This window comes from Sphaerimonospora sp. CA-214678, from assembly GCF_050942215.1.
Classification (GTDB): Bacteria; Actinomycetota; Actinomycetes; order Streptosporangiales; family Streptosporangiaceae; genus Sphaerimonospora.
Genome location: NZ_CP192056.1, coordinates 2,208,862 through 2,231,281 on the forward strand (window position 1 = coordinate 2,208,862; position 22,420 = coordinate 2,231,281).

Consider the following 22,420-nt stretch of genomic DNA (forward strand, 5'->3'; position numbering starts at 1 on the left):
CTACCTTGGCGTCCATGAACGGCGGCTTTCACATTCTGTTCGTGTGCACCGGCAACATCTGCAGGTCGGCGCTGGCCGAGCGGCTGGCCAGATCCGTGCTCGGGCCGGGCTCCCCGATCGTCGCGACCAGCGCGGGGACCCGTGCGGTCCGTGGACGGCCGATGGCCGAGCGGGCGCGGCGCGAGCTGGCCCGGCTCGGCGGGGAGGCGGAGGGCTTCGTCTCGCGTCCGCTCACCGCCGGGCTGGTGGTCACCGCCGATCTGGTGCTCGCGGCCGCGTCCGAGCACCGTGCCGGCGTGGTGGCGCTGCATCCTCTCGCCGCGGCGCGTACCTTCACGATCGCCGAGTTCGGCGTGCTGGCCCGGGCCGTGCCCGCCGGGAACGTCGTGTGCCATCCCGATCCGGTGCGGCGGGCCGCAGCCCTGGTCGCCGAGGCGAGGTCGCTGCGCGGATTGGTCCGATCGGAGCGGCCCGACATCGCCGACCCCTACGGCCGGTCCCGCCGGGCCTACCGGATCGCGGCGCGGCACATCGCCGAGTCGCTCGCCGCGCCGCTCGGGCTGCTCATGTCCGCGCCGGTCGCCGACGCGCCCGTCACACGCTCGCCGGCGCCTTGACCGTCTCCGTCACCGGTTCCTCGCCGGGGCTGTAGCCGTACCCGTAGCCGTAGTAGGCGCCGTGCCCGGCCGGGGTGAAGTTCAGGACGCTCCCGATGAGGCGGACGCCGGCCGACGTCAGCAGCTCCTGGGCGCGCGTCACCTGCTCGCGCCGTGTCTTGCCGTACCGCACGACGAGCAGCGCGCCGTCGCAGATCGCGCCGAGCGCGGCCGCGTCGGTGACGGGCAGCAGCGGCGGCGCGTCGAAGATCACGATGTCGTGGTCGCGCGTGAGGCGGGCGAGCACCGAGCGCATCTCCTGGGAGCCGAGCAGTTCACTGGGGTTGGGCGGGACCTGCCCGCTCGGCAGCACCGACAGGCCCGACCCGCCCCACGTCTGGATGACCTCCTCCAACCGGGCCCTGCCGATCAGGACGTCGGTGAGGCCCACTCCGCCCTCGATGCCGAGGTAGTCGGCGATGCGGGAGCGGCGCAGGTCGGCGTCGACCAGGAGCACCCGCCAATCCGCCTGCGCCAGCGTGATCGCCAGGTTGGCGGAGGTGGAGGACTTGCCCTCGCTCGGCAGGCAGCTGGTCACGACGAGCGACTTCGGCTGCCTGTCCACCCCGATGAACTGCAGGTTCGTCCGCAGGGACCGGAACGACTCCGCTCGCGGCGACCGGCTGTCGCCGCGGACGATCAGCGGGTGCTGCCGTGCATCCCGCTCGAATCCGATGATCCCGAGGATCGAGCTCCCGGTGATCTGCTGCAGGGCCTCGGACGTCTTGACGGTCGTGTCCAGGCGGTCGCGCAGCACGAGTCCGGCGATGGCGGCGAACAGCGCCACCAGGGCGCCGAGCGCCACGTTGAGCAGCGGCCGGGGCGAGACCTGCTCACGCGGGATCTCCGCCCGGTCGACCACGGTGACCCGGACCGTGGGGCGGCCGCCGGGGGAGGGCCGCTCGATCTGGTCGATCAGTTTGGAAAACGTCGAGCCGAGCTCGTTGGCCCGGTCGGCGGCCCGGCGCGCGTCGGTGTCGGTGACGGTGGTGCGCAGGAGCGTGGTGTTGGGAATGCTCTCGGCCATGACGTCCGCCTGGAGGGCCGGGATGTCCGCGCCGTGCGCGATCTGGCCGATGACCCGGCGGCTGGTCAGCAGGGCGGCGTAGGACTGCACCCGCTGCTGGGACAGCGCTCCCGCCTGGAGGGCGGCGGCTACGCCGTCCCCCCTGCCGTCGGCGGAGACCAGCATCGTGATCGTCGCGACGTACTTGGGCGGGGTGTTCGCGGTCACGACGAGGGCGCTCCCCACTCCGACGCCCAGCGCGAGCAGGAGCAGCACCCAGTTCCTGCGGACGAGTTGCGCGTAATAGAGCAGTTCCACGATCATTACCGCTTTCCGGTAGGAGTTCTCTGCGGGCGAGCCGACGGATAGACCCGGACGCGTTGCGGCAGGCCGATGAGGACGCAGGCGGCCCCCAGCCCGATGAGCGACGCTCCGAGCGGCGAGATCCAGCCCAGCGTCATCACGAGGTGCAGCATCCCGGCGGCGGCCGCGAGGGCGGCGAGCGCCAGTGCCGTGAGCCTCGTGCTGAGGCCGAGCTTGCGCAGGCGGTGGGAGAGGTGGTCGGTCCCGCCGCGCAGGATCGGACGTCCCGCCCTCTTGCGTGACAGCAGCACGATCCCGGTGTCGACGGTGGCGACGAAGGTCGGCAGGAGCAGTCCCGCGACCGTGGTGCCGGCGTTCCCGCCCGTGGCCAGCAGGGCGGCGGAACAGGCGAGGACGAACCCGATGAACAGCGAGCCCGCGTCCCCCATGAAGATCTTCGCGGGCGCCCAGTTGTACGGCAGGAAGCCCAGGGCGGCGAGGGGCAGGGTGGCCAGGAGCAGTCCGATCACCGGCTGGGCGGACACGAAGGCGGCGGCCGCCAGAAGCGTGGCGCTGACCACCGTCACGGCGCCGAGCGCCCCGTCCATGTTGTCGAGCAGGTTGAAGGAGTTGGTGACGACGACGATCCACAGCACGGTGATGGGGATGTCCGGCCAGCCGCCGGTGAGCGTGGCCTGGACCCCGCTCAGCACGACGCCGACGGCCGCCAGCGTCTCGACGGCGAGCCGGGTCAGCGGGCTGAGCGGCCGCAGATCGTCGATCAGCCCGAGTAGGGTCACGGCCAGCGCGCCGATGACGATCGCGGCGGCGTGCGGGTCGGCGAGACCGGCGAGCGCGGCCGGGGGGAGGACGGCGCCCAGCATGATGGCCACACCGCCCAGGTAGGGGGTGGGCCGCCGGTGCGCCTTGTGTCCCCCGGGCCGGTCGGTGAATCCCCAGTGCAGCGCGACCCGGCGCAGCACGTGGGTCGCTGCCGCGGCGACGAGGAAGCCGCTGGCTGTGGCGGTGAGGAGGATCGAGCCGTTCATCACCGGGAGTTCGCCAGTTCGGCCCGGGCCTCGGCGATGGTCTCCGCCAGGATGTCGTCGAGCGTCCGCACCGGCGACCACCCGGTGAGCTCGCGGATCTTGGCGGTGTCGGGCACCCGGCGCTCCATGTCCTCGAACCCCGTCCCGTACGCCTCGGCGTACGGGATCAGCTCGATCCCGGACGTGCTCCCGGCGAGCTCCGTGATCAGCTTGGCGAGCTCCAGGATGCTCACCTCGTCGCTGCAGCCGACGTTGAACGTCTGTCCGACGGCGTCGTCGTGGTCGAGCAGCCGGACCAGGGCCGCCACGACGTCCAGCACGTGGGCGAAGCAGCGGGTCTGGGTGCCGTCGCCGAAGACGGTGAGCGGGAGCCCGCTGATCGCCTGCCTGACGAGCCGCGGAATGACCATGCCGTAGGCCGGGCTCTGCCGGGGGCCCACGGTGTTGAACAACCTGACGACGATCGCGGGCAGGCCGCGCTCCCTGTGGTAGGCGTTGGCCAGGATCTCGTCGACGGCCTTGGCCGTGCTGTACGCCCACCGGACGACTCCGGGGCTGCCCAGGATCCGGTCGGACGCCTCGGTGAGGGGCCCGCCGGAGTTCTTTCCGTAGATCTCGCTCGTGCTCGCGAGGAGGATCTTGCGCCGGTAGCGGTGGGCCGCCCCGATCACGATCTCCGAGCCGCGGATGTTCGTCGTCAGGGAGCGCAGCGGCTGCTCGACGATCAGCTTCACACCGACGGCCGCCGCGAGGTGGACGACCGCGTCGCACTGGTGGACGAGCTCGTCCACCATCAGCTCGTCGAGCACCGAGCCGTGCACGAACCGCAGATGGGGATGGCGGCTGAGGTTGGCCAGCCGCCCGGTCGACAGGTTGTCCAGGACGACGACGGAGTCGCCCCGCGCGAGCAGCGCGTCGGCGAGATGGGATCCGATGAAGCCGCTGCCACCTGTGACCAGGTAGGTGCGCCGTGGCGAGTTAGTCACCGACTTCTCCAAGGAATCGAGGCCGGCCGGGCCGGCGGATCAATGGGGTCATACATGCGGGGCGACCACGAGGGGCCGCGTGGGTGTCGGCCCGGGCGTGACCGGCCCGCCGGCCTTCTCGGGCCCGGTGGTCTGCTCGAACCAGGCGACGGTCGCGCCGAGCCCGTCCTCCAGCGGCACGGGACGTACGCCGGGGAACAGGTCGAGCAGCAGGCGAGAGGCGGCCCGCGACTCGCGGATGTCGCCCGCCCTGGCCGGCAGGAAGGCCGCCTCGACGGGACGGCCGAGGACGCCGGCGAGGGCGTCCTTCAGCGACAGCAGGGAGATCCGGTTGCCGAAAGCGAGGTTCACCGGTGCGGTGCTCGTCACCCGGCGGAGCACGGCGTCGGCGAGCACCTCGGCCACCGACCCCACGTAGGTGAAGTCGCGTGCCTGGTGCCCGTCGCCGTGTATCGGCACCGGCCGGCCGCGCAGCGCGGCCGAGACGAAGGCCGGGACGACGGCGGCGTACGCGTGACCGGCCGGTTGCAGCGGGCCGTAGACGTTGAAGAAACGGAACGGCAGGATCGGCATGCCGAAGCTCTTCGCGTAGGCCAGGGTGTAGGCCTCGCCGGCGAGCTTGCTCGCGCCGTACGGGCTGAGCGGCCGGGTGGGCAGTTCCTCGTGCTTGTGCTCGGCCGGGCTGTCGCCGTAGACAGACGACGACGAGGCCATGATCACCTGCGGCCGGGTGGCCCGGCACGCCTCGAGGACGTGCAGGGTGCCGGTGGCGTTCACCGTGTGCGAGGCCAGCGGGTCGGCCAGGGACCGGGGCACCGAGGGCCGCGCCGCGAGGTGGATCACCGCGCTGACGCCCGTCACCAGGCGGGCGAGCAGGTCGGGGTCGAGGATGGTGCCCACGACCAGGTCCACGGGAAGACCCGCGAGGTTCGCCGGATTCCCGGTGGACAGATCGTCGAGCACGGTGACGTGCTCGATCTCCGGCCGTGCGAGCAGCGCGCGGCACACGTTCCCGCCGATGAACCCGGCACCCCCCGTTACCAGGACTTTCATCGGATGCTCTCCTCCCGTTCCGGGCGCGGCCGCCGGCCGCGGTGACATGAATGCCCACGTGATGAAGGCCCGTGCGATGAGGGCCCGTGCAGCGACCGGTAGAGGTTCTCCGTGTCGGCGACCAGCCGCTCCACCCCGAAAGCCGACGTCGTCCACCGGCGGGCCGACTCGCCCATGCCGCGGGCGAGCTGCCGGTCGCCGAGCAGTCGCAGGACGTGTGCGGTGAGCTCCGCGGCGTCGGGTGCGGCCAGCAGTCCGGTCCGCCCGTCCCTGACCACCTCGCCGACGCTGCCCACCCGGGGCGCCACCGCGGGTGTGCCCGCCATCCCGGCCTCCACGAGCGTCAGCGGCGTGCCCTCGTTGTCGGAGGTCAGCAGCGCCAGGTCGGCGGCGGCGTAGACGGTTTCGACGTCCTTTCGCCAGCCCAGCAGCCGGAAGGAGTCTCCGGCGTCCGCGGTTCCGCGCTCCACCTCCTCGCGCAGCTCGCCGTCTCCGCAGACGAGGAACCGGCAGTCGGGCACGCTGTCGAGCACCGCGCTCGCCACGGCGAGGAACCGGTCGGGCCGCTTGACCCGGGTGAGGCGGCCGACGAAGGCGACGACCGGCGCCGCCGGGGGAAGGCCAAGTGTGCGCCGGGCCGTCTCCCGATCGGGCACGGGGCCGATCCGGACGCCGGGCGGGATCACGACGTACTGCTCCGGCCTGCCGATGCCGGCGGCGAGCAGCTCGTCGCGCACCCCGGTGCCGACGGTCACCAGCCGGTCGGACATGGCGGCGAGGAGCCGCTCCGTCCGTACGTACAGGCGGTGTTTGAACGGCGAGAAGTATCCGTGCAGCAGGTGTCCGTGGAACACGTGCACCCGGGCGGAGCCGACGCCGGCGAGACGGGCGGCGATCCGGCCCAGGGCGCCCGCCTTGGCCGTCCTGGTGTGCACGATGTGCGGCCGGAACTCGCGCATGGCGCCGATCAGCCGCAGCAGTGCGCGGGCGTCGTCGGCGGGCCTGACGGAGCGGCCGAGGCCGGGGACGTGGTGAATCGGCGGAGCGGCGCCCCTGAGCCGCAGATGGTCTCCCTCCGCCTCGTCGACGTCCCCGGCGTAGAGGCGGTGGTCGAACTCATCGCGGTCCAGCCCGTCCAGCAGTCCCATGATCTGCGTCGCGGGACCGCCGACGTTCATCCGCGCGATTATCTCCATGACCCGAATACGTCCGTCCGGTCTCACTTACGAGCTCCTCGGTGATGGGCCTGTTCACGTCGGAGAAGCTAACCCGCGATTTGAGTTTTTCGCTGCCACCGTGACGGCGGCGGCGAAGCCTTTTCATATTCCCTACCGACGCATGATCCGGGCCGATCGGCACGCCTCAGGCAAAAAGGTAAAGCGCCGGAGGGAATCGAAAAGGAGCCGATCGGCCGCGTGCGCCGTCTTTTCCGGCCGGTCCCGGGCGCCCCCGGCGTACAAAGGAGTGGCAAGGACTCCGCCGGGCCGCTGCGTCGCGGACGGAAGTTCCGTGCGCGGTCGCGAGGCTTGCCCCCATGGCCGAGACATCGCCCGGCACGCTGAGCGGAACAGAGCAGGGCAGGACCGACCGGGGCAGGACCGACCGGGGCGGCACACGAGCGGCCGGGCCGGCCGGGACGGGGTGGTCGCGGCCCGGCGCGTACGACCGCGTTTCCCGTCCGGGCCGGCTGTCGGCGTGGCTGCCGGCGGCGGCGGTGACCGCGTTCACGGCGGCCGTCCTGCTGTATTTCGGGGTGTCCGTCCGGGACCTGCTCCTCTTCTGCGCCTATGCCGTCGTCTGCGTGGCCCTGCCGGGGACGCTGCTGGTCCGCGCTCTCTATCGGGGGCGGCGCACCCTGGCCGAGGAGATCGCGCTGGGCGTGGCGCTGGGCTACGTGCTGGAGGTGCTCGGCTACATCGCGGCCCGGGCCGCCGGGGCGCCGCTGCTCGTGCTGGCGTGGCCGGCCGTGACCTACGCGGCCGTCGCCGTGTTCCCCCGGCTGCGCGGACGTGGCGCGGGGGAGTCGCGGACACCCGCGCCGCTGTGGTGGTCCTGGGCGCTGGCGCTGATCGTCGCGGGCCTGGTCGCCTGGAGCGCGGCCACGTTCTTCCGGCACACCGCCCTCACCTGGCCGCTGATGGCGACGGCGAACGTGGACCTGCCGTTCCACCTGGCCCTCATCGGCGAGTTGAAGAACCACGTGCCGCCCACGGTCCCCCTCGTCGCGGGCGAGCCGCTGCTCTACCACTGGTTCGTGTACGCGCACTACGCGGCGGCGAGCTGGATCACCGGCATCGAACCGCTGACGCTGCTGTTCCGCCTCGGCATGCTGCCCGTGCTGGCCGCGCTCGCCGTCCTGCTCGCCATGGTGGCCAGGCGCGTCGTCAGGTCGTGGGCCGGGGCGCTGGTCGCCCTCGCCGGCACGTTCTTCATGGCGACCCCGCACCCTTACCTCGGGCCGAACACCGGCGTGTTCACCTGGCGGGTCCAGTCGTGGACGAGCCCGTCCCAGACGTTCGGCGCGCTCCTGCTCGTGCCCGTCGTGCTGCTGGTGATCGAGCTGCTCGAGCGCCGCACCGCCGGCGGCCGGCACTGGCCGCTGCTCGGCGTCTTCCTCGTGGGGGTCATGGGGGCCAAGGCCACCCAGCTGCCGCTGCTCGCCGCCGGGCTGGCGGTGGTCGGCGCGGCCGAGATCGTGAGGCGCCGGCGGCTCTCCCCGGCCCTGCTCGGCGTCGCCGCCGTGACCGGGGCATGCCTGCTGTACGCGCAGTTCGTGCTGTTCGGTGGCGCACGTAACGCGATCATCGTGGACCCGCTGTCGCTCATGCGGTTCACCTGGCACGAGCTGACCGGCCAGGAGGAGGCGCGCGCCGGAATCTCCGCCCTGCTCGGGGTGGCCGTCCTGTACCTGCTGTGCTGGACGGCGATCTGGGCGGGCGTCCTCGGGCTGGTGGGCCGGTCCCGGGCGCTCGCACGGCCGGCGGTGCCGCTCATGCTCGGCATGGGCCTGGCGGGTCTGGGGGCGGTGCTGGTGCTCGGACACTCCCAGATGAGCCAGATCTACTTCCTGGCGGGGGGCTATCCCTATCTGGTGATCCTCGCGGTCCACGGGCTGTCCGTCGTGCGGCGGCGGGCGCGGCTGACCTACCGGACGGCCGCGGTGGCGGTCGGGGCCGGGGTGCTGGCCGAACTGCTGGTGCGCCGTCTGTGCGGGGTCACGGTCCCGCTGGCTCCCGGCCGTCCCGGCACGCTGCTCTACCTGCCGTACGTCGTCCTCTGGGCCACCGTGGTCGTGGTCGCCGTCGTCCTCGCGGTCAGCGGATGGCGTGGGATCCGCCTGTGGGCCTTCGTGGTCTTCATGGTCACCGCCCTTGGCCTGCCCTCCGCCTGGGCCGCGCGGGTGCTCCCCTCCGGCGGTACCGGGGTCGGCTCCGCCCCGGACGGGAGTCCGGTGCCGATCTCGGCCGTGCCCGCCGGGGCGATGAGCGCGGCGCGGTGGCTGCGCGCGCACTCCGGCCCCGGCGACGTCGTCGCGACCAACGCCCACTGCCTGTGGGGGTATGAGAATCCCTGCCAGCACCTCCACATGTGGCTGGCCGCGCTGGCCGAACGGCGGGTGCTCGTCGAGGGCTGGACGTACACCCCGTCGAACAACGACCGCTGGCGGCCCGGAGAGCGCACCGAGACGCTTCCGTTCTGGGACGCGGAACGGCTACGGCTGAACGACGCCGCCTTCCGTGATCCGGCCTCGGCGGCGATCCGGCTGCTGAACGCCCGCTACGGCGTGCGGTGGCTGGTGTTCGAGCAACGGCCAGGAATGGCGCGGCCACGGGTCGGGGAATGGGCGCATCCGGTGTACCGCTCCGGCGATTACGCGATCTACCGAATTACATGAATTTCCATGCCGCGCTGTTTTCCGAGATATTGAGTGGCGCTCCACATCGTGAATGAATGCCGCACATAGCATTCGGCCATGGATATTCGTGTCGTCGCTCGAAACGCCGTCCGCCCCGAGCGGCAGCCGCACTTCCGCGTCTTCGCGTACGAGGGCGAGTACATCGGCGTCACCGGCCCCGGGCCGCGGCCCGCCGAGTGCCGTTAGCGGACCGATGCGACGCCTTCGGAGGGAATCGAGCGCGATGCGCGGAATCCATGTCTGTGAAGTGATCAAGACGCTCGACGTCGGCGGAGCCGAGGTGCTCCTCGTCGAACGGCTGCTGGCCGCCACCGACCGGGCGAACCGCTACACCGTGGTGTGCTTGAGCGCCTCCACCGCCGAGCTGACCGGGCGGCTCCGATCGGCGGGGATCGAGGTCGTCGACCTCACCTCCTGCCCCCGCCCGCTGCGGCTCGTCCGCCTGCTCGGCGAGGTCAGGCGCGTACGGCCGGACGTCGTCAACCTGCACTCGCCGCTGCCCGGCGCACTGCTGCGGCCGGTGTCCCGGCTGTGGCGTCCCCGGCCGGTCCTCGTCTCGACGGTGCACAACGTGCGCTACCGTCCGCTGACCATGCTGCTGGACCGGCTGACCGGATGGCTGGACAGCCGCACAGTGGCGGTCTCGCCCCAGGTCGCCCGGGCGCGTACCGGCCGGCGCGGCCGCGCCCCGGACGTCTGCGTGCACGGCGTGCGCGTGGCGGAGCAGCGGCAGCGGGCCGCGCTGGCCGCGCGCACCCGGCGTGAGTGGGGCGTGCCGGACGGGGCCTTCCTCATCGTCAACGTCGCGAACTTCCGCCCGCAGAAGAACCACGGGCTGCTGGTCGAGACCGCGGCCAGGGTCGTGGCGGCCGAGCCGCGTGCCGTCTTCCTGCTCGCCGGGTCCGGCCCGGAGGCGGAGCCGACGGCTCGCCGTATCGCCGGGCTCGGACTGGAGGCCGCCGTCCGGATCGTCGGCCATGTGCCCGACGCCGCCCGGCTGATCGCCGCCGCCGACCTGCTCGTCCTCAGCTCCTCCTACGAGGGGCTGCCGGTCGTCGTCATGGAGGCGCTGGCAGCGGGGGTGCCGGTGGTCTCCACCGCCGTCGGCGGCGTACCCGACTTGATCGAGAGCGGGCGCAACGGCGTCCTCACCCCGCCGGGCAGCGCCGATGCCCTGGCCGAGGGCGTCCTGCGCGCGATGCGGCCCGGCACGCTGGCCCGGCTGCGCGCGGGCGCGGGGGACAGCGCCGACATGGTCGACATCGGGCGGGCCGCGCGGTGGTTCGACGCGTTGTACGCCGAGGCGAGCGCCGGGAACCCCGGGTGACGCCGGTGGAGTACATCGTCGTCATCGCCGTCTCGGCGCTGCTCGTCGTGATGGCGCACATGACCCTCGAACCGCGTGTCGCGCGGCGCGCGCTGCCCGTGCTGTTCGCCGCCTTCGTGCTCCGGCTCGCCGTCCACCTTCTGATCATGCGCTCCGGCGAGTTCGCCTATGGCGGCGACAACATCACCTACGAGGCCAGGGCCCTGGAGATCGTCGAACTGTGGCGGCACACCGGAGTGCACTTCGTCACGTCCGCCGAGCTCGGCTCGCTCTCCGGCGTCACGGTGCCGTGCCACGTCTTCGCGCTCGTCATGTACCTGTGCGGGGGGCGGGCCGCGCTCGCCTGCACCGCCGTCGTGGCGCTGATCGCCTGCGGGGTCTGCATCGTCCTCTACCGGTTCGCCCGGGTCGTCGGCGCCGACGAGCGGGCGGCGTTCCGGCTGCTGGTCGTCGCGGCGTTCCTGCCCGGCTTCGTGCTGCACACCTCGGACACGTTCAAGGACGGCTTCAACGCGTTCCTCGTGGTGGCCTGCCTGGGCCTGGCCGCGTCGAACATGCAGCGCTTCGACCCGCGCAAGGTGCTCCTCCTCGGGCCGATGCTGTGGACGCTGTTCAACGTCAGGCCGTACATGGTGGTCATGTGCGCGCTGCCGCTGCTGGTCGGCGTCGCCCGGATCAAGCGCGCGCTGTCCGGTCGCGCTCTGGTCGTGTTCGCCATGCTGGTGATCCCGGCTCTCGTGCTCCTGCAGGGAATGGACCATGGCGTCGACGGGCCGCTCGGCGCGGTGCAGGAGCAACTCGACCGAGGGCAGTCGGAGCACGTACGACTCGCCAACGCCGAGGGGGGCTCCGGCGTGGTCTTCGACGACGGCGGGAACGCGTGGGGCTCCCTGGGCCCGAAACTGGCCTACACGCTGCTGTCCCCGTTCCCGTGGACGGGCGGGAGCGCCACCCTGCAACTCGGCAAGCTGGACACCCTGCTCTGGTACTGGCTGCTCTACCACGCGTTCCTGGGCGCACGCCGGCTGTGGCGCGACGATCGCAGGATGTTCCTGATCCTGCTGCTGTTCGTCGTCCCGGGGTCCATCGCCTACGCGACGACGATGTCCAACATCGGGCTCATCTTCCGGCAGCGCATACCCATCGTGATGATCACGAGCCTGCTTTCGGCGGTCGCGTGGACGAAGACCCGGCGGGACGGCGAGCCCGCCGGGGAGCCGGGGCGGCCCGCGCCGCCAGCGACCGTCCCCGCCGGATCGTCCGTACGGGAATGAGACGGACCGATGCCGGAGGGAGATGGACGGCGCGGCGTGCCGGACGGCGCCGCGAGCATGGGAAAGCTGCTGCGGACCATGGCCAGCCAGGCCGCTCCGCTGGCCCTGGCCGCGGTGGCCGGGGTGTTCCTCAGCCGCTGCCTGCAGCCCGAGGGCCGGGGCGTGTACGCCACGGTCACCGTCACGGCGGGGACGGCGCTGGTGGTGGGGCACCTTTCCGTGGGCAGGTCACAGCTGGCGCTGTGGCCGGTGCTGAACCGCCACCGGCCGCTCGTCGGCAACGCCGCGATCCTCGGGCTGCTCCTCGGGGCCGTCTCGGCTGCGGTGGCCTTCTGCCTGGTGAGCGTCCTGCACGTGGCCGCCGACCCCCGCCTCATGGCCATGGCGCTGCTCGCCGTGCCGTTCGGCGTCGCGGCGGTCAACCTCAGGGGGATCGCGCTGCTGCAGTCACGGGTCGGGCTGGCCAACCTGGCCACGGTCCTGCCGGCCGTCGTGCTGTACGTCCCGATCCTCGTGCTGGCCGTGACGGGGGCGGCCACGGTGCCGGTCGTGGTCGCCTGCTGGGCGGTCTCCACGATCCTGCCCTTCGTGCTGTTCTTCCGTCCCCTCGGCCTGCCCGCGCCGGGTGAGGTGGCGCTCGCCTGCCGGCAGCTGACGCTGTCGGGCCGCTATCACCTGGGCACGGTGGCGGTCCAGCTGCTGCTGACCGCGGACGTGCTGCTCCTGAACGCCCTCGTCGGACCGGCGGAGACGGGTCTCTACACGGTCGCGACGTCGTTCCTGGCGCTGTCGAGGGTGCCGACCGACGCGCTGGCCCAGATCGTGGTCTCCCGGCAGGCGGTGCGGGACGAGTCGGACGCCCGGGCCGTCACCGCGCGGGTGATCCGCCTCACCCTGCTGCTCGTCTGCGCCGTCGTGGGCGTGCTGGCGCTCGCCGCGCCCCTGGTGATCCCGCTGGTGTACGGCCCCGCCTTCGCCGGTGGCGTCGCCCCGCTGCTGGCCCTCGCGCCGGGCATGATCCCGTGGTCGCTGCAGCGGCCGGTGGAGCAGTACCTGGTGCGGCTGGGCCGGCCGATGACGATGACGGCCGTGGCCGCCGCCGCCCTCGCGGCGAACCTCGCGCTCAACGCCGTTCTCATCCCGCACTGGGGGGCGCTCGGCGCCGCGCTCGCCTCCACCGTCGGCTACAGCGCGCTGGCCCTGGTGGAGCTCGCCTGGTTCGCGCGTACGGCCCGCCTCGGCCTCGCGGACCTGCTGCCCCGGGCACGGGACGTCCGGTGGGCGATGTCCGCGCTGCGGTCGCGGCGCCGCCCGGCCCCCGGGGAGGCGGGCGTCCTGAGCGGGCCGGCTCGGCGGTGATCCGGGCTGCGGGAATCGGCCGGTCGATGACTTGGCAAGAAAAGGGCGGCGGGACCGCGTCGGACGTGCTCCCGGGCCGGGGCGCGATCAGGCTTGCGCCCATGCACACCTCCGCCTGTCAGCGGCCGGACACGCGTGCGACGGCACCGGGGAGCCCCCCTGACACCGGCCGGGCGGCCCGGCCCGGGAGCCGCCGGACGATCGTGGGCCGCCTGCTGAGATCACCCCTGCTGCCCGCCGTCCTGATGGGCGCTGTCGCTGTCGCCGTGCTGCTCCGTTACGACGTCGCGCCGCGCGACCTGCTCGCCTTCACCGCCTATCTGCTGCTGGGCCTGGCCCTTCCCGGGGTGCTGCTGATCAGGGCGCTGTGGCCCGCGCGCCGCACGGCCGCGGAAGAGATCGCGCTGGGGCTGGCGCTGGGCTACGCCGTGGAGGTCCTCGTCTACATCGCGGCCCGCGCGGCGGGCCACCCGCTGTTCGTGCCGGCCTGGCCTGCCGCGACGTACGCGCTGTTCCTCGGCGTGCCCCGACTGCGGCGGCACTGGAGGCGCCCGCGGCGCAGGCCGGCCCCGTTGTGGTGGTCGTGGGCGCTCGCCCTCGTCATGCTCTATCTGCTGGCGCTCGGCGCGCTGACCTTCCTGAGCGAGAACGCGATCGCCTGGCCCGCGATGGCCGCCTCCTACATCGACATGCCCTACCACCTGGCCCTGGTCGGCGAACTGCGCGCCCACATGCCGCCGACCGTGCCGGCCGTGGCCGGGGAGCCGCTCTTCTACCACTGGTTCGTGTACGCCCACCTCGCGGCGGCCGGCTGGATCACCGGGATCGACCCGGTCGTGCTGCTGTTCCGGCTCGGCATGCCGCCCATGATGGCCGCCATCACGGTGCTGCTCGGCATGGTCGGCAGGCGCGTCACCGGCTCGTACGCGGGCAGTCTGGTGGCGCTGGCCGGCACCGTGCTCATGACGGCGCCGAACCTCTATTACGGCGTGAACGTGGGGACCCTGACCTGGCGGGGGTTCCAGTCCTGGACGGGGCCGAGCCAGACCTTCGGGGCCCTGCTGTTCGCGCCGGTCGTGCTGCTGGCGATCGACATGCCGGCGGCCCGTCGGCGCGACCCGCGTCGCATGCTCCTGTTCTGCGTGTTCGTCCTCACGGTGATGGGGGCGAAGGCGACCCACCTCCCTCCGTTCGCCTTCGGCCTGGCCCTGGTGGCGGGGGTCCGGCTGGTCACGCGCCGCCCGCGGGGACCCGTGCTCGCCATGCTCGGGGTGACCGCGATCTGCTGGGCGTACGCGCAGTTCGTGCTGTTCGGCGGCGCTCGGCAGGCCATGGTCGTCGCCCCGCTCTCGCTGCTGGAGCGCGCCTGGGGGGAGCTGACCGGCCGGCCGGGCGCCGTCGTTCCCGTCGGCTCGCTCCTCGGGATCACAGCGGTCTACCTGCTGTGCCTCGCCGTCACCTGGTGCGGCGCCCTCGGGCTGCTGGCCCGGCCGCGGCTGCTTCTGCGGCCCGCCGTGACGCTGCTGCTCGGCATGGGCGCCGCCTGCGCCGGGGCCGCGCTGGTGTTCGGCCACCCCCATCTCGGGCAGCTCTACTTCTTCGGCGCCGGATATCCGTACCTGATGATGGTCGCGGCGTTCGGTCTCGTGACCGTGGTCCGCCGGGCGGCGGTCACCCCGCGGACCGTCGGGTACGCCGTGGTCGCCGGGGTGGCCGGCACGTGCCTCGTGCGGGCGCTGTGCGGCGTGCGTACGCCGCTGTCTCCCGGCGGCCCGGAGGGCCTTCTCTACCTTCCGTACGCCGTGCTGGCCGTCACCGCGGGCGCGGCGGCCGCCGTCGCGGTGCTGACCAGGCGGGGCGTACGCGCCTGGGCGGTCGTCCTCGTCGCGTTCGCCGCCGCCGGCTGGCCCGCCGCGTGGTCGGCCCGGGTGCTGTCGGCGCTGGACCGGACTCCGCGGGGCGCGACGTACGCGGAGGTGTCCCCGGTGGAGCCGGGGGCCGTGCCGGACGGTTTCCTGACCGCGGCGCGCTGGCTGCGCGCCCACTCGTCTCCCGGCGACCTGGTGGCGACGAACGTCCACTGCCGCTGGGGCCACGACCATCCCTGCGACAGCCGTCAGTTCTGGGTGTCGGCGCTGGCCGAGCGGCGGGTGCTGGTCGAGGGGTGGACGTACACCGGCACCAACATGAGCCGGTGGCGGCCGGGTGAGCTGCCCGAGCGCCTGCCGTTCTGGGACGGGGAGCGGCTGCGGGCGAACGACGCCGCCTTCACCGCGCCGTCCCGGGCCACGACGGGACTGCTGCGCGACCGGTACGGCGTGCGGTGGCTGCTGGCGGACGAGCGGTACGCGTCCCGGCGGCCCGGGCTCGGCGCCGTGGCCGAGCTCCGCTTCCGCTCGGGCGACTGTGCGGTCTACCACCTGGGCCGTCCATCGCCTGACGTGACATCGATTCAGGAGAGGTCTAAGAGGTCGACGTGAGGATTCTGCACATCGGATATCGGCTGGCACCGGAGCCGGGCGGCAAGGAGCGCTATATCGCGCGCCTCGCCCGGGAGGAGCTGCGCCGCGGGCACGAGGTGCTCGTCGCCCGGCGGCGCGGCGCGGTCCCGCCGGGCGCGGCCGCCGTCACCCTGCGGCCGACCCGGGTCGGCCGCGCGCTGGCCCGCCGCTCCGACCCGGTCGCGTTCGCTCTGGAGTGCGCACGCGCGCTGCCGAGCCTGGGGCCGCTGGACGTGGTCAACCTGCACGGTGACCACCGCGAGGCGCTGTTCCTCGGCCCGGCCGCCGCGCGGCTGCGGATTCCGCTGCTGCTCACCGTGCACGGCGCGCTGGCGATGCGGCACCGGCCGATCATGCCGTTGGCCTTCCGGCGGGTGGACGGGTTCGTCGCCATCGGCGCGCGGCCGGCGGCCGAGCTGTGCCGGGCCGGGGTCCCGCCGGAGGTCGTACGGACGATGTCCAGCGGACTCGATCTGCCGCGACTGGACGCGGTCAGGGCGGGTACGGCCAGGGAACCCGGCCTGATCGTCAGCGTGGGCAACCTGCTGCCGGTGAAGAACCACGCTCTCACGATCGAGGCGTTCCACCGGCTGCGTGCCGTACGCCCCGGGGCGCGCCTCGTCATCGCGGGAGAGGGCCCGGAGCGTGGGCGGCTGGAGCGGCTCGCGGCGGCGGGGCCGGGCGTCGAGTTCGCCGGGCACCTGCCGGGCGATGAGGTCTACGCGCTGATGGCCAGGGCGGAGATCTTCGTGCTCGCCTCGCGCAGGCTCCCCTCGATCGGGGAGGGGATTCCCACGGCGGCGCTGGAGGCCCTCGCCCTGGGCACCCCGGTCGTCCTGTCCTCGGAGGCCACCCTCGACCCGGTGGTCACCGACCCGGCCGCCTGCCGCGTCTTCCGCGGCGGCTCGGCCGGCGACCTCACGGCACACCTGCGGGCGCTCGCCGAGGACGGCGCCCTACGGGCGCGGATGGCCGAGCGCGGGCGGCGTGCGGTCGCCGACCTCGACTGGCCCCGGGTGGCCGCCCGGATCGAGGGTCGGTACGAGGCCGTCGGGTGCGGCTCGCCGTCACGACGGCGCCGTGTCACCCACGCGACCGGGCGGATCTGACCTGAGCCGGCCGCGTCTCCGCGGGGGCGTGGCCGCCTCGTGACGGGCGGGCGCTGCGCAGCGCCCCGGCCGCCTGCGGCGGATCGGGATCGAACAGCACGTCCACCCAGTAGTTGGAGGCGTGGTAGGCGTTGGTCGGGAAGGCGTTCGTGGTGCTGTAGCGGTAGACGCCGTTGCCTCCCGCCGTGCCGTCGGCCGGCGCGGAGAGCGGGTCGCGCGTGTAGGGGTTGACGAAGTAGTACGGGTCCAGCGAGTAGAACCCCGACGTGGTGAGGTACGAGGCGACGTACGTGGTGCCGGCGGTGATCGAGATCGGCGGCGAGAACGTCGCCTGCTGCCAGCCGCTCGCGGTCTCGCCGGTGAAGGCCACGCTCGCCAGGAGCTGCCCGGTGGCGGTCCACAGGCTGCCGATGTGGGTTCCCGTGTTCTGCGGACCCTTGTAGAACCTGATCCCCCGGATCTTTCCGGACTGCGTGGACTGGAACTTGACCCCGACGACGACCGGCTTGTTGTCGGGCTGGGACGCGATCAACGGTGTCGCCGTGTCGTCCCACAGGGTTGTGGCCGGTGCGTAGACCACGTCGACGTAGTAGTTGGTGGCCTGGTAGACGGCGGACGGGAACGTGCTCGCCGCGCTGTAGGCGTACAGGCCGTTGCCCCCGCCGTCGCCGTTCGCCGGGGCGGTGATGAGCCCGTTGGAGTACTGCGTCGTGAAGTAGGGCCTGGTCACCGAGTAGAACCCGGACGTGTGGTAGGAGACGACGTAGTCGATGTTCTCGGACACGAGCACGGGGTCGGAGAAGTTCACCTGCTGCCAGCCGCTCGCGGTCTCGCCGGTGAAGGTCGCCTGCGCCAGGAGCTGCCCGGTGGCGGTCCACAGGCTGCCGACGTGGGTTCCCGTGTTCTGCGAGCCCTTGTAGAACCTCACCCCCGAGACGTAGCCCGGCGAGGTGAAGCGGAGCCTGACGCCGGCCTCCACGGGCTTGGTGTCGTTCCAGTTGGCCTGGGCGGGCGTGCTGTCCGGCGCCCACAGCGAGCACGGGCAGCCCGCGTTGACGGTCACCGTCCGCGTGGCCGGGGTGGTCTGGACGTTGCCGATGTCGTCGATCGCCCGCGCCTGGATCGTGACCGTCTGCGATTTGGGCGTCGTCCAGCGGTAGAACCAGGTGGTCCGGCCTGTGGCCCTGCGCCAGGTCGTGCCGCCGTCGGTGGAGACCTCGACGCCGGCCACCACGCCGCCCCCGGTGTCCGCGGCCGTTCCGCTGATCGTCACGGTCGTCCCGCCGGGGATGGGGGCGCCGGTCGACGGGATGACGATCGTCGAGGTCGGGGGCGCGGTGTCGGTCGACTGTGTCGCCGGGACCAGGCCCGGCTGCAAAGTGGCCGGCTGAACGTCGGCCATGTCGGCGAAGAGGTTGACCGTCGCCTGCTGCATCCGGATGTCGGTGGGGGCGCCGGGGGTGTCGTGCACGGCGTCCAGTCCCCAGGCCCACTGCGTGGTTCCCGCGCCGAACACGACCGAGCCGCTCGTGCTGCGATAGAGCGACACGTGGTGCGCGGCCGTTCCGCCGCCGTACGAGCTGCCGTAGTTGAGCAGGAACTTGCTGGAGGTGGTCACCTTCGTCTCCGAGAGCAGCACGGCTCCCGGCGGGGCGACACCGTTGTCGGGGGCCTCGTCCCACTCGTAGCCCAGCGTGCCGGTCGGGAAGACGGCGACCTGCCCGGGCTGGAGGTTCGCCACCGAGGTGTTGCGCCACAGCCGCATCTTCGCGTAGTCGGCCGGGACCGTCATCGCGTCGGCGGAGACCCCGTTGATGCGGAAGAGCGTTCCGGTGACGGTGTTCTCCGGTCGGCCGCCGTCCGAGGGCGGCGAGAAACGGGGGTCCCGCCAGGTGCCGGTCCACTGCGTGCTGGGATCGATCTTCGCGTTGGCGAGCGTCTCCTTGTAGCAGACGATCGTACGGAACGGCGTGCCGGAACCGTCGATGCTGCTCTCCCACCGGGTCTTCCAGAACGACTCGTTGCCGGAGAAGAACGCGATGCCGACGCCGCTGTCCCTGGCGTTGGTCACGTTGGCGCGGGTCTCGTTCGACCAGTACTCGTCGTGCCCGGACGAGATGAAGATCTTGTGGTTGAGCATGGCGGAGGGACGCGAGGCGGTGTCGACGCCGCTGGTGTAGGCCACGTCGTAGCTGTTCGCCTCGAGCCACCTGACGAGCGGGTATTCGGAGTCGAAGAAGTTCGTCTCCGGCCGGGAGGCCCGGGTGAGCAGCGGACGGTTGTAGCTGACCTTGTACGCCCGGCCCGCCGGGTTCCCCTTGTAGAGGCTGTTGCCGCCGTAGTCGTTGTACGCCTGCCAGGTCGTGTCGGAGGTCTGGACGAGGATGTCCACGTTCCGGGAGTCGTTCCGTACGACGAAGATGTTCTGGCTGACCCCGCCGGTGCCGTCGGTTCTGACGAAGTTGGCCAGGTAGACGCCGGAGACGGCGTCGGCGGGCACGGCCCAGGACGCGGAGACGTTCCAGTTGCCGCAGTCGATCAGTCCCGTCGTCGTGTCGGTGAGACAGTTCGGCTGCGCCTGCGGGAGCGGCACGGACGGATTCACCGTGGCGATCTTCCGTGCGCCCATGCCCTGGTAGTAGCCGACGCGGTAGATGTCGATCCGGTACGCGCTGATGCGCGGCGCCTGCACCTTGAACTGCTGGGTCTGCCCGGCGTTGACGCTCATCTGGGTGGGGAAGCCGTTGATGGCGTCGTCCCCCGCTCCGGGCACGTTCCATTCCGACGGCGGGGTGCCGGGCAGGCTGTTCTCCAGGCAGATGACCGAGGTGGGCGGGCAGGTCGCGGCGCGGAGCCGGGAACCCCGGAGCCGGTTGCCGCGAGCGGGGCCCGTCGAGGGGGCGGGCTTCCGACCGGGCGCGGTGTGCGTTCCGGACGGTTCCGGCGAGCCGCCGGGAGAAGGCGCGGGGCCGGCGGGCGAGCCTTCCGGTGTGCTTTCCGGTGAGCCTCCGGGCGAGGCCTCCGGTGAGGCGGCGGGAGAGCTCGGAGAGGCGCTTGAGGATGGGCTCGGCGAAATGTTCGGAGACGCATTCGGCGAGGCGCTCGGGGAGACGTGGGCGTCGCCGGGGGGCGGCGCCCACGCGGCCATGAGCAGGACGGCCGCCGCCGTGAAAACGGCGCAGAAGACGCGCGTGGCCGGGGTCCTCCGCCTCACCTCGGCGGCTCCTTTCCGTTCGCCTGGCACGATGCACCCTTGATGGAGCGCAGTGGAACGCCATGAACCGGGGGAGGTCAGCGCAGGATAGCGACCGCCGGGACCCGGCTCGACGCCATGACGGGAAACGGCGTGTTCCCCGCAATGCGGAAACTCCTTCGCGTTTCCTGGATGTCCATTTATCTGGAAATAAGGGTATTTTGTGGGTCGTTGTTATCGGGATGGGTGGAATTAAGGGAGGGGGAAAATAAAGGGTGGAAATTGCGAATGTTCGGGAGTAGTATTCAGACCGAGTGAGTTGATAACGTAAATCTTCCGAGCTCACTCCATAGATCATCGGTACAGGCGCGGCAATCCGCGGTCCCGCCCGCTCTTTCCCGCGCCATCGTTTCCGGGTGACCACTCTCGCCCCTGGTGTCCCGCCGACTCCACCGGCCCGGTAGCCCGCGACCGGTCGCGCCCCCCGGCACGAGAGCGCCGAGAGCTGGTTCGCATACAGAACCCATCAGGACGCGGGCGAACACGTGCGTCCGCGGTACGACGCGAGGTAGGTCGGAAATGAGACGCTCAGCCGCCACAGAGAGACGCGGGCGGGAGCCCGCAGCGACCAGATCGGATGGGCGCCGTCGTGGTCCTTCCCCCGGCACCCGCCGTCGCCGGCTCGCCGCGGCCCTGCTCGCCGCGCTCACCGCCGGCGCCCTCGTCACGGCGCCGGAGGAGGTCGCGGCCGTCGCCTCGCCTGACCTCGGCGGCTCCGCCTCCTACCCGGTCCTGGCCTCGATCTCGGTCACCAACACCGGTCTCACCCAGGTCTTCGGTGACCTCGGCGTGAGCCCCGGCGACTCGGTCAGCGGCTTCCCGCCCGGTAGCGTCGCCGGGACCATCCACAAGGGCGACTCGGCCGCTGCGAACGCCATGGCCGACGCGGTCGCGGTACGCACCGCCATCGCCGCGATGCCCCGCACCGCCACCATCGGCCCCAACCTCGGCGGCACGACTCTGAGCCCCGGCGTCTACGAGACGGCCACCGCCGCCTTCTCCCTCGACGGCACGCTCACCCTCGACGCCCAGACGGACCCCGACGCGATCTTCGTGCTCCGCGCCACCAGCCTCGACGCCGCCAGGATCAGCAACATCGCCCTGGTCAACGGTGCGCAGGAGGACAACGTCTACTGGCAGCTCAGCGGCACGGCGTCGATGGGCATGTGGGCCACCTTCCGCGGAAACGTCCTCGCCAACGGCAACATCTCGGTGGACCCCGGTGCGAACGTCTACGGCCGGCTGTTCTCGCTCGGCGGCACCGTCGCTCTGCAGGGCACCTCGCAGATCCCCGCCACGCTCATCATGCTGCCGAACGACCGGCCCACGACCACGACCCTGACCAGCTCCCCCAATCCCTCGCACACCGGAAAGGTGGTCACCTTCACCGCGATCGTGCAGGCGCAGTCCGGCTCGATCCCTCCCTCCGGCGAGGTGGCGTTCAAGGAGAACGGCGTCGTCCTCGGCAGGGTCCGGATGAGCGACGGCCGGCCCGCCAAGTTCACCACGTCCAGGCTCGCCGCCGGGCAACACCAGATCACCGCCGTCTATCTCGGCGGGGTGACGTTCGACAACGAGGCGCCCGTCTACTTCGCGCCCAGCACGTCGCAGCCGGTCGTGCAGAGCATGACGACCACCGGCCTGTGGAGCGACAGCGCGACCCCCGCGGTCGCCTCGCAGAACGACCCGAACGCCGTCGTGGTCGGGGTGAAGTTCAGGACCACGCAGGACGGCATGATCACCGGGATCCGGTTCTACAAGGGTCCGCAGAACACCGGGACGCACACCGGGAGTTTATGGACCGCCGACGGGCAGCGGCTCGCGAGTGTGACCTTCTCCGGCGAGACCGCGTCCGGCTGGCAGGCGATGAGCTTCTCGGACCCGGTGGCCGTCTCGGCCGGCACGACGTACGTCGCGTCGTATCACACGACGTCGGGGTACTACTCGGTCGATCGTGACTATTTCACCTCGCAGTATGTGAACGGCCCGCTCATCGGGCTCGCCAGCGGCGCTTCCGGCGGGAACGGCGTATACGCCTACAGTGCCACCGACACCTTCCCCGGCGACTCCGTCCGGGCCTCGAACTACTGGGTCGACGTCATGTTCAACCCCGCGTCCACCCTCTGGCCCGACACCGTGACCCCCGCGACGGTGACCCAGGCCGACTCGCAGGCCGTGGCACTCGGGGTGAAGTTCAGGACCACGCAGGACGGCCTGGTCACCGGGATCCGGTTCTACAAGGGTCCGCAGAACACCGGGACGCACACCGGGAGACTGTCGACCGCCACCGGCGGGGATCTCGCGACGGTGACGTTCACCGGCGAGACCGCGTCCGGCTGGCAGACGATGAGCTTCCCGGAGCCGGTGGCCGTCTCGGCCGGCACGACGTACGTCGCGTCGTATCACACGACGTCGGGGTACTACTCGGTCGATCGTGACTATTTCACCTCGCAGTATGTGAACGGCCCGCTCATCGGGCTCGCCGGCGCCGCTTCCGGCGGGAACGGCGTCTACACCTACAGCGCCACCGACATTTTCCCCAGCAACTCCTTCCGCGCCTCGAACTACTGGGTGTCGCCGGTGCTGGAGTTCGGTAGTTGACGCGCGAGCGCCGGTAAGGCTTGCGCA

16 protein-coding genes are annotated in these 22,420 nt (G+C 72.0%); 10 read left to right on the forward strand and 6 right to left on the reverse strand.

The genetic code is table 11. The features are described 5' to 3' along the window. Window positions 1-14 precede the first annotated feature (14 nt). Window positions 15-617: a hypothetical protein gene (locus tag ACQP1K_RS10125; protein WP_433500615.1), complete on the forward strand. Its 603-nt coding sequence runs from the start codon at window positions 15-17 to the stop codon at window positions 615-617. Here the strand turns inward: ACQP1K_RS10125 and ACQP1K_RS10130 are convergent. Genes ACQP1K_RS10130 through ACQP1K_RS10150 form a run of 5 tightly spaced genes read right to left on the reverse strand, consistent with a single transcriptional unit; the run spans window position 595 to window position 6,276 of the window. Beyond that, window positions 595-1,986 (reverse strand): polysaccharide biosynthesis tyrosine autokinase, encoded by a 1,392-nt coding sequence (locus tag ACQP1K_RS10130; protein ID WP_433500616.1) that lies wholly within the window; start codon window positions 1,984-1,986, stop codon window positions 595-597. The two genes, ACQP1K_RS10125 and ACQP1K_RS10130, sit on opposite strands and share 23 nt — an antisense overlap. Then, window positions 1,986-3,014 carry a glycosyltransferase family 4 protein gene (locus ACQP1K_RS10135; protein ID WP_433500617.1) on the reverse strand — a complete coding sequence of 343 codons (1,029 nt, stop codon included), beginning with the start codon at window positions 3,012-3,014 and terminating at the stop codon, window positions 1,986-1,988. The genes ACQP1K_RS10130 and ACQP1K_RS10135 overlap by 1 nt, the downstream gene beginning before the upstream one ends. Continuing rightward, entirely contained in the window at window positions 3,014-4,000 is a 987-nt protein-coding gene (locus tag ACQP1K_RS10140; RefSeq protein ID WP_433500618.1) for an NAD-dependent epimerase/dehydratase family protein, read from the reverse strand. The genes ACQP1K_RS10135 and ACQP1K_RS10140 overlap by 1 nt, the downstream gene beginning before the upstream one ends. Window positions 4,001-4,048: 48 nt before the next feature. Beyond that, entirely contained in the window at window positions 4,049-5,053 is a 1,005-nt protein-coding gene (locus ACQP1K_RS10145; RefSeq protein ID WP_433500619.1) for an NAD-dependent epimerase/dehydratase family protein, read from the reverse strand. After that, window positions 5,050-6,276, reverse strand: coding sequence for a glycosyltransferase (locus ACQP1K_RS10150; RefSeq protein ID WP_433500620.1), 1,227 nt, complete (start codon window positions 6,274-6,276; stop codon window positions 5,050-5,052). The genes ACQP1K_RS10145 and ACQP1K_RS10150 overlap by 4 nt, the downstream gene beginning before the upstream one ends. Before the next feature lie 311 nt (window positions 6,277-6,587). On the opposite strand from ACQP1K_RS10150, the gene ACQP1K_RS10155 reads away from it, so the two are divergent. The 7 genes from ACQP1K_RS10155 (at window position 6,588) to ACQP1K_RS10185 (ending at window position 16,539) form a co-directional block, all read left to right on the forward strand. After that, the gene (locus tag ACQP1K_RS10155; RefSeq protein WP_433500621.1) at window positions 6,588-8,948 is read left to right on the forward strand and encodes a hypothetical protein; all 2,361 of its coding nucleotides are present in this window, start codon (window positions 6,588-6,590) and stop codon (window positions 8,946-8,948) included. 78 nt (window positions 8,949-9,026) lie between these two features. Then, window positions 9,027-9,155, forward strand: a complete 129-nt coding sequence (locus ACQP1K_RS10160) for a hypothetical protein (RefSeq protein WP_433500622.1) — start codon at window positions 9,027-9,029, stop codon at window positions 9,153-9,155. Between the two features lie 37 nt (window positions 9,156-9,192). After that, window positions 9,193-10,296 carry a glycosyltransferase gene (locus ACQP1K_RS10165; RefSeq protein WP_433500623.1) on the forward strand — a complete coding sequence of 368 codons (1,104 nt, stop codon included), beginning with the start codon at window positions 9,193-9,195 and terminating at the stop codon, window positions 10,294-10,296. Next, window positions 10,293-11,570, forward strand: a complete 1,278-nt coding sequence (locus ACQP1K_RS10170; RefSeq protein WP_433500624.1) for a hypothetical protein — start codon at window positions 10,293-10,295, stop codon at window positions 11,568-11,570. Before ACQP1K_RS10165 ends, ACQP1K_RS10170 begins: the two co-directional genes overlap by 4 nt. Before the next feature lie 9 nt (window positions 11,571-11,579). Beyond that, window positions 11,580-12,929 carry a lipopolysaccharide biosynthesis protein gene (locus ACQP1K_RS10175; RefSeq protein ID WP_433500625.1) on the forward strand — a complete coding sequence of 450 codons (1,350 nt, stop codon included), beginning with the start codon at window positions 11,580-11,582 and terminating at the stop codon, window positions 12,927-12,929. Window positions 12,930-12,955: 26 nt separating this feature from the next. Beyond that, window positions 12,956-15,409, forward strand: coding sequence for a hypothetical protein (locus tag ACQP1K_RS10180; RefSeq protein ID WP_433500626.1), 2,454 nt, complete (start codon window positions 12,956-12,958; stop codon window positions 15,407-15,409). Next, complete coding sequence (locus ACQP1K_RS10185; RefSeq protein WP_433500627.1) at window positions 15,406-16,539, forward strand: glycosyltransferase family 4 protein; 1,134 nt, start codon at window positions 15,406-15,408, stop codon at window positions 16,537-16,539. The genes ACQP1K_RS10180 and ACQP1K_RS10185 overlap by 4 nt, the downstream gene beginning before the upstream one ends. Here ACQP1K_RS10185 and ACQP1K_RS10190 read toward each other — a convergent pair. Beyond that, window positions 16,514-19,312 (reverse strand): N,N-dimethylformamidase beta subunit family domain-containing protein, encoded by a 2,799-nt coding sequence (locus ACQP1K_RS10190; RefSeq protein ID WP_433500628.1) that lies wholly within the window; start codon window positions 19,310-19,312, stop codon window positions 16,514-16,516. The genes ACQP1K_RS10185 and ACQP1K_RS10190 overlap by 26 nt on opposite strands. On the opposite strand from ACQP1K_RS10190, the gene ACQP1K_RS10195 reads away from it, so the two are divergent. Both ACQP1K_RS10195 and ACQP1K_RS10200 read left to right on the forward strand, forming a co-directional pair. Beyond that, window positions 19,287-19,796, forward strand: coding sequence for a hypothetical protein (locus ACQP1K_RS10195; protein ID WP_433500629.1), 510 nt, complete (start codon window positions 19,287-19,289; stop codon window positions 19,794-19,796). The genes ACQP1K_RS10190 and ACQP1K_RS10195 overlap by 26 nt on opposite strands. A 515-nt stretch (window positions 19,797-20,311) precedes the next feature. Beyond that, on the forward strand, window positions 20,312-22,393 hold the full coding sequence (locus tag ACQP1K_RS10200) for a DUF4082 domain-containing protein (protein ID WP_433500630.1): 2,082 nt from the start codon (window positions 20,312-20,314) through the stop codon (window positions 22,391-22,393). Window positions 22,394-22,420: the final 27 nt, after the last annotated feature.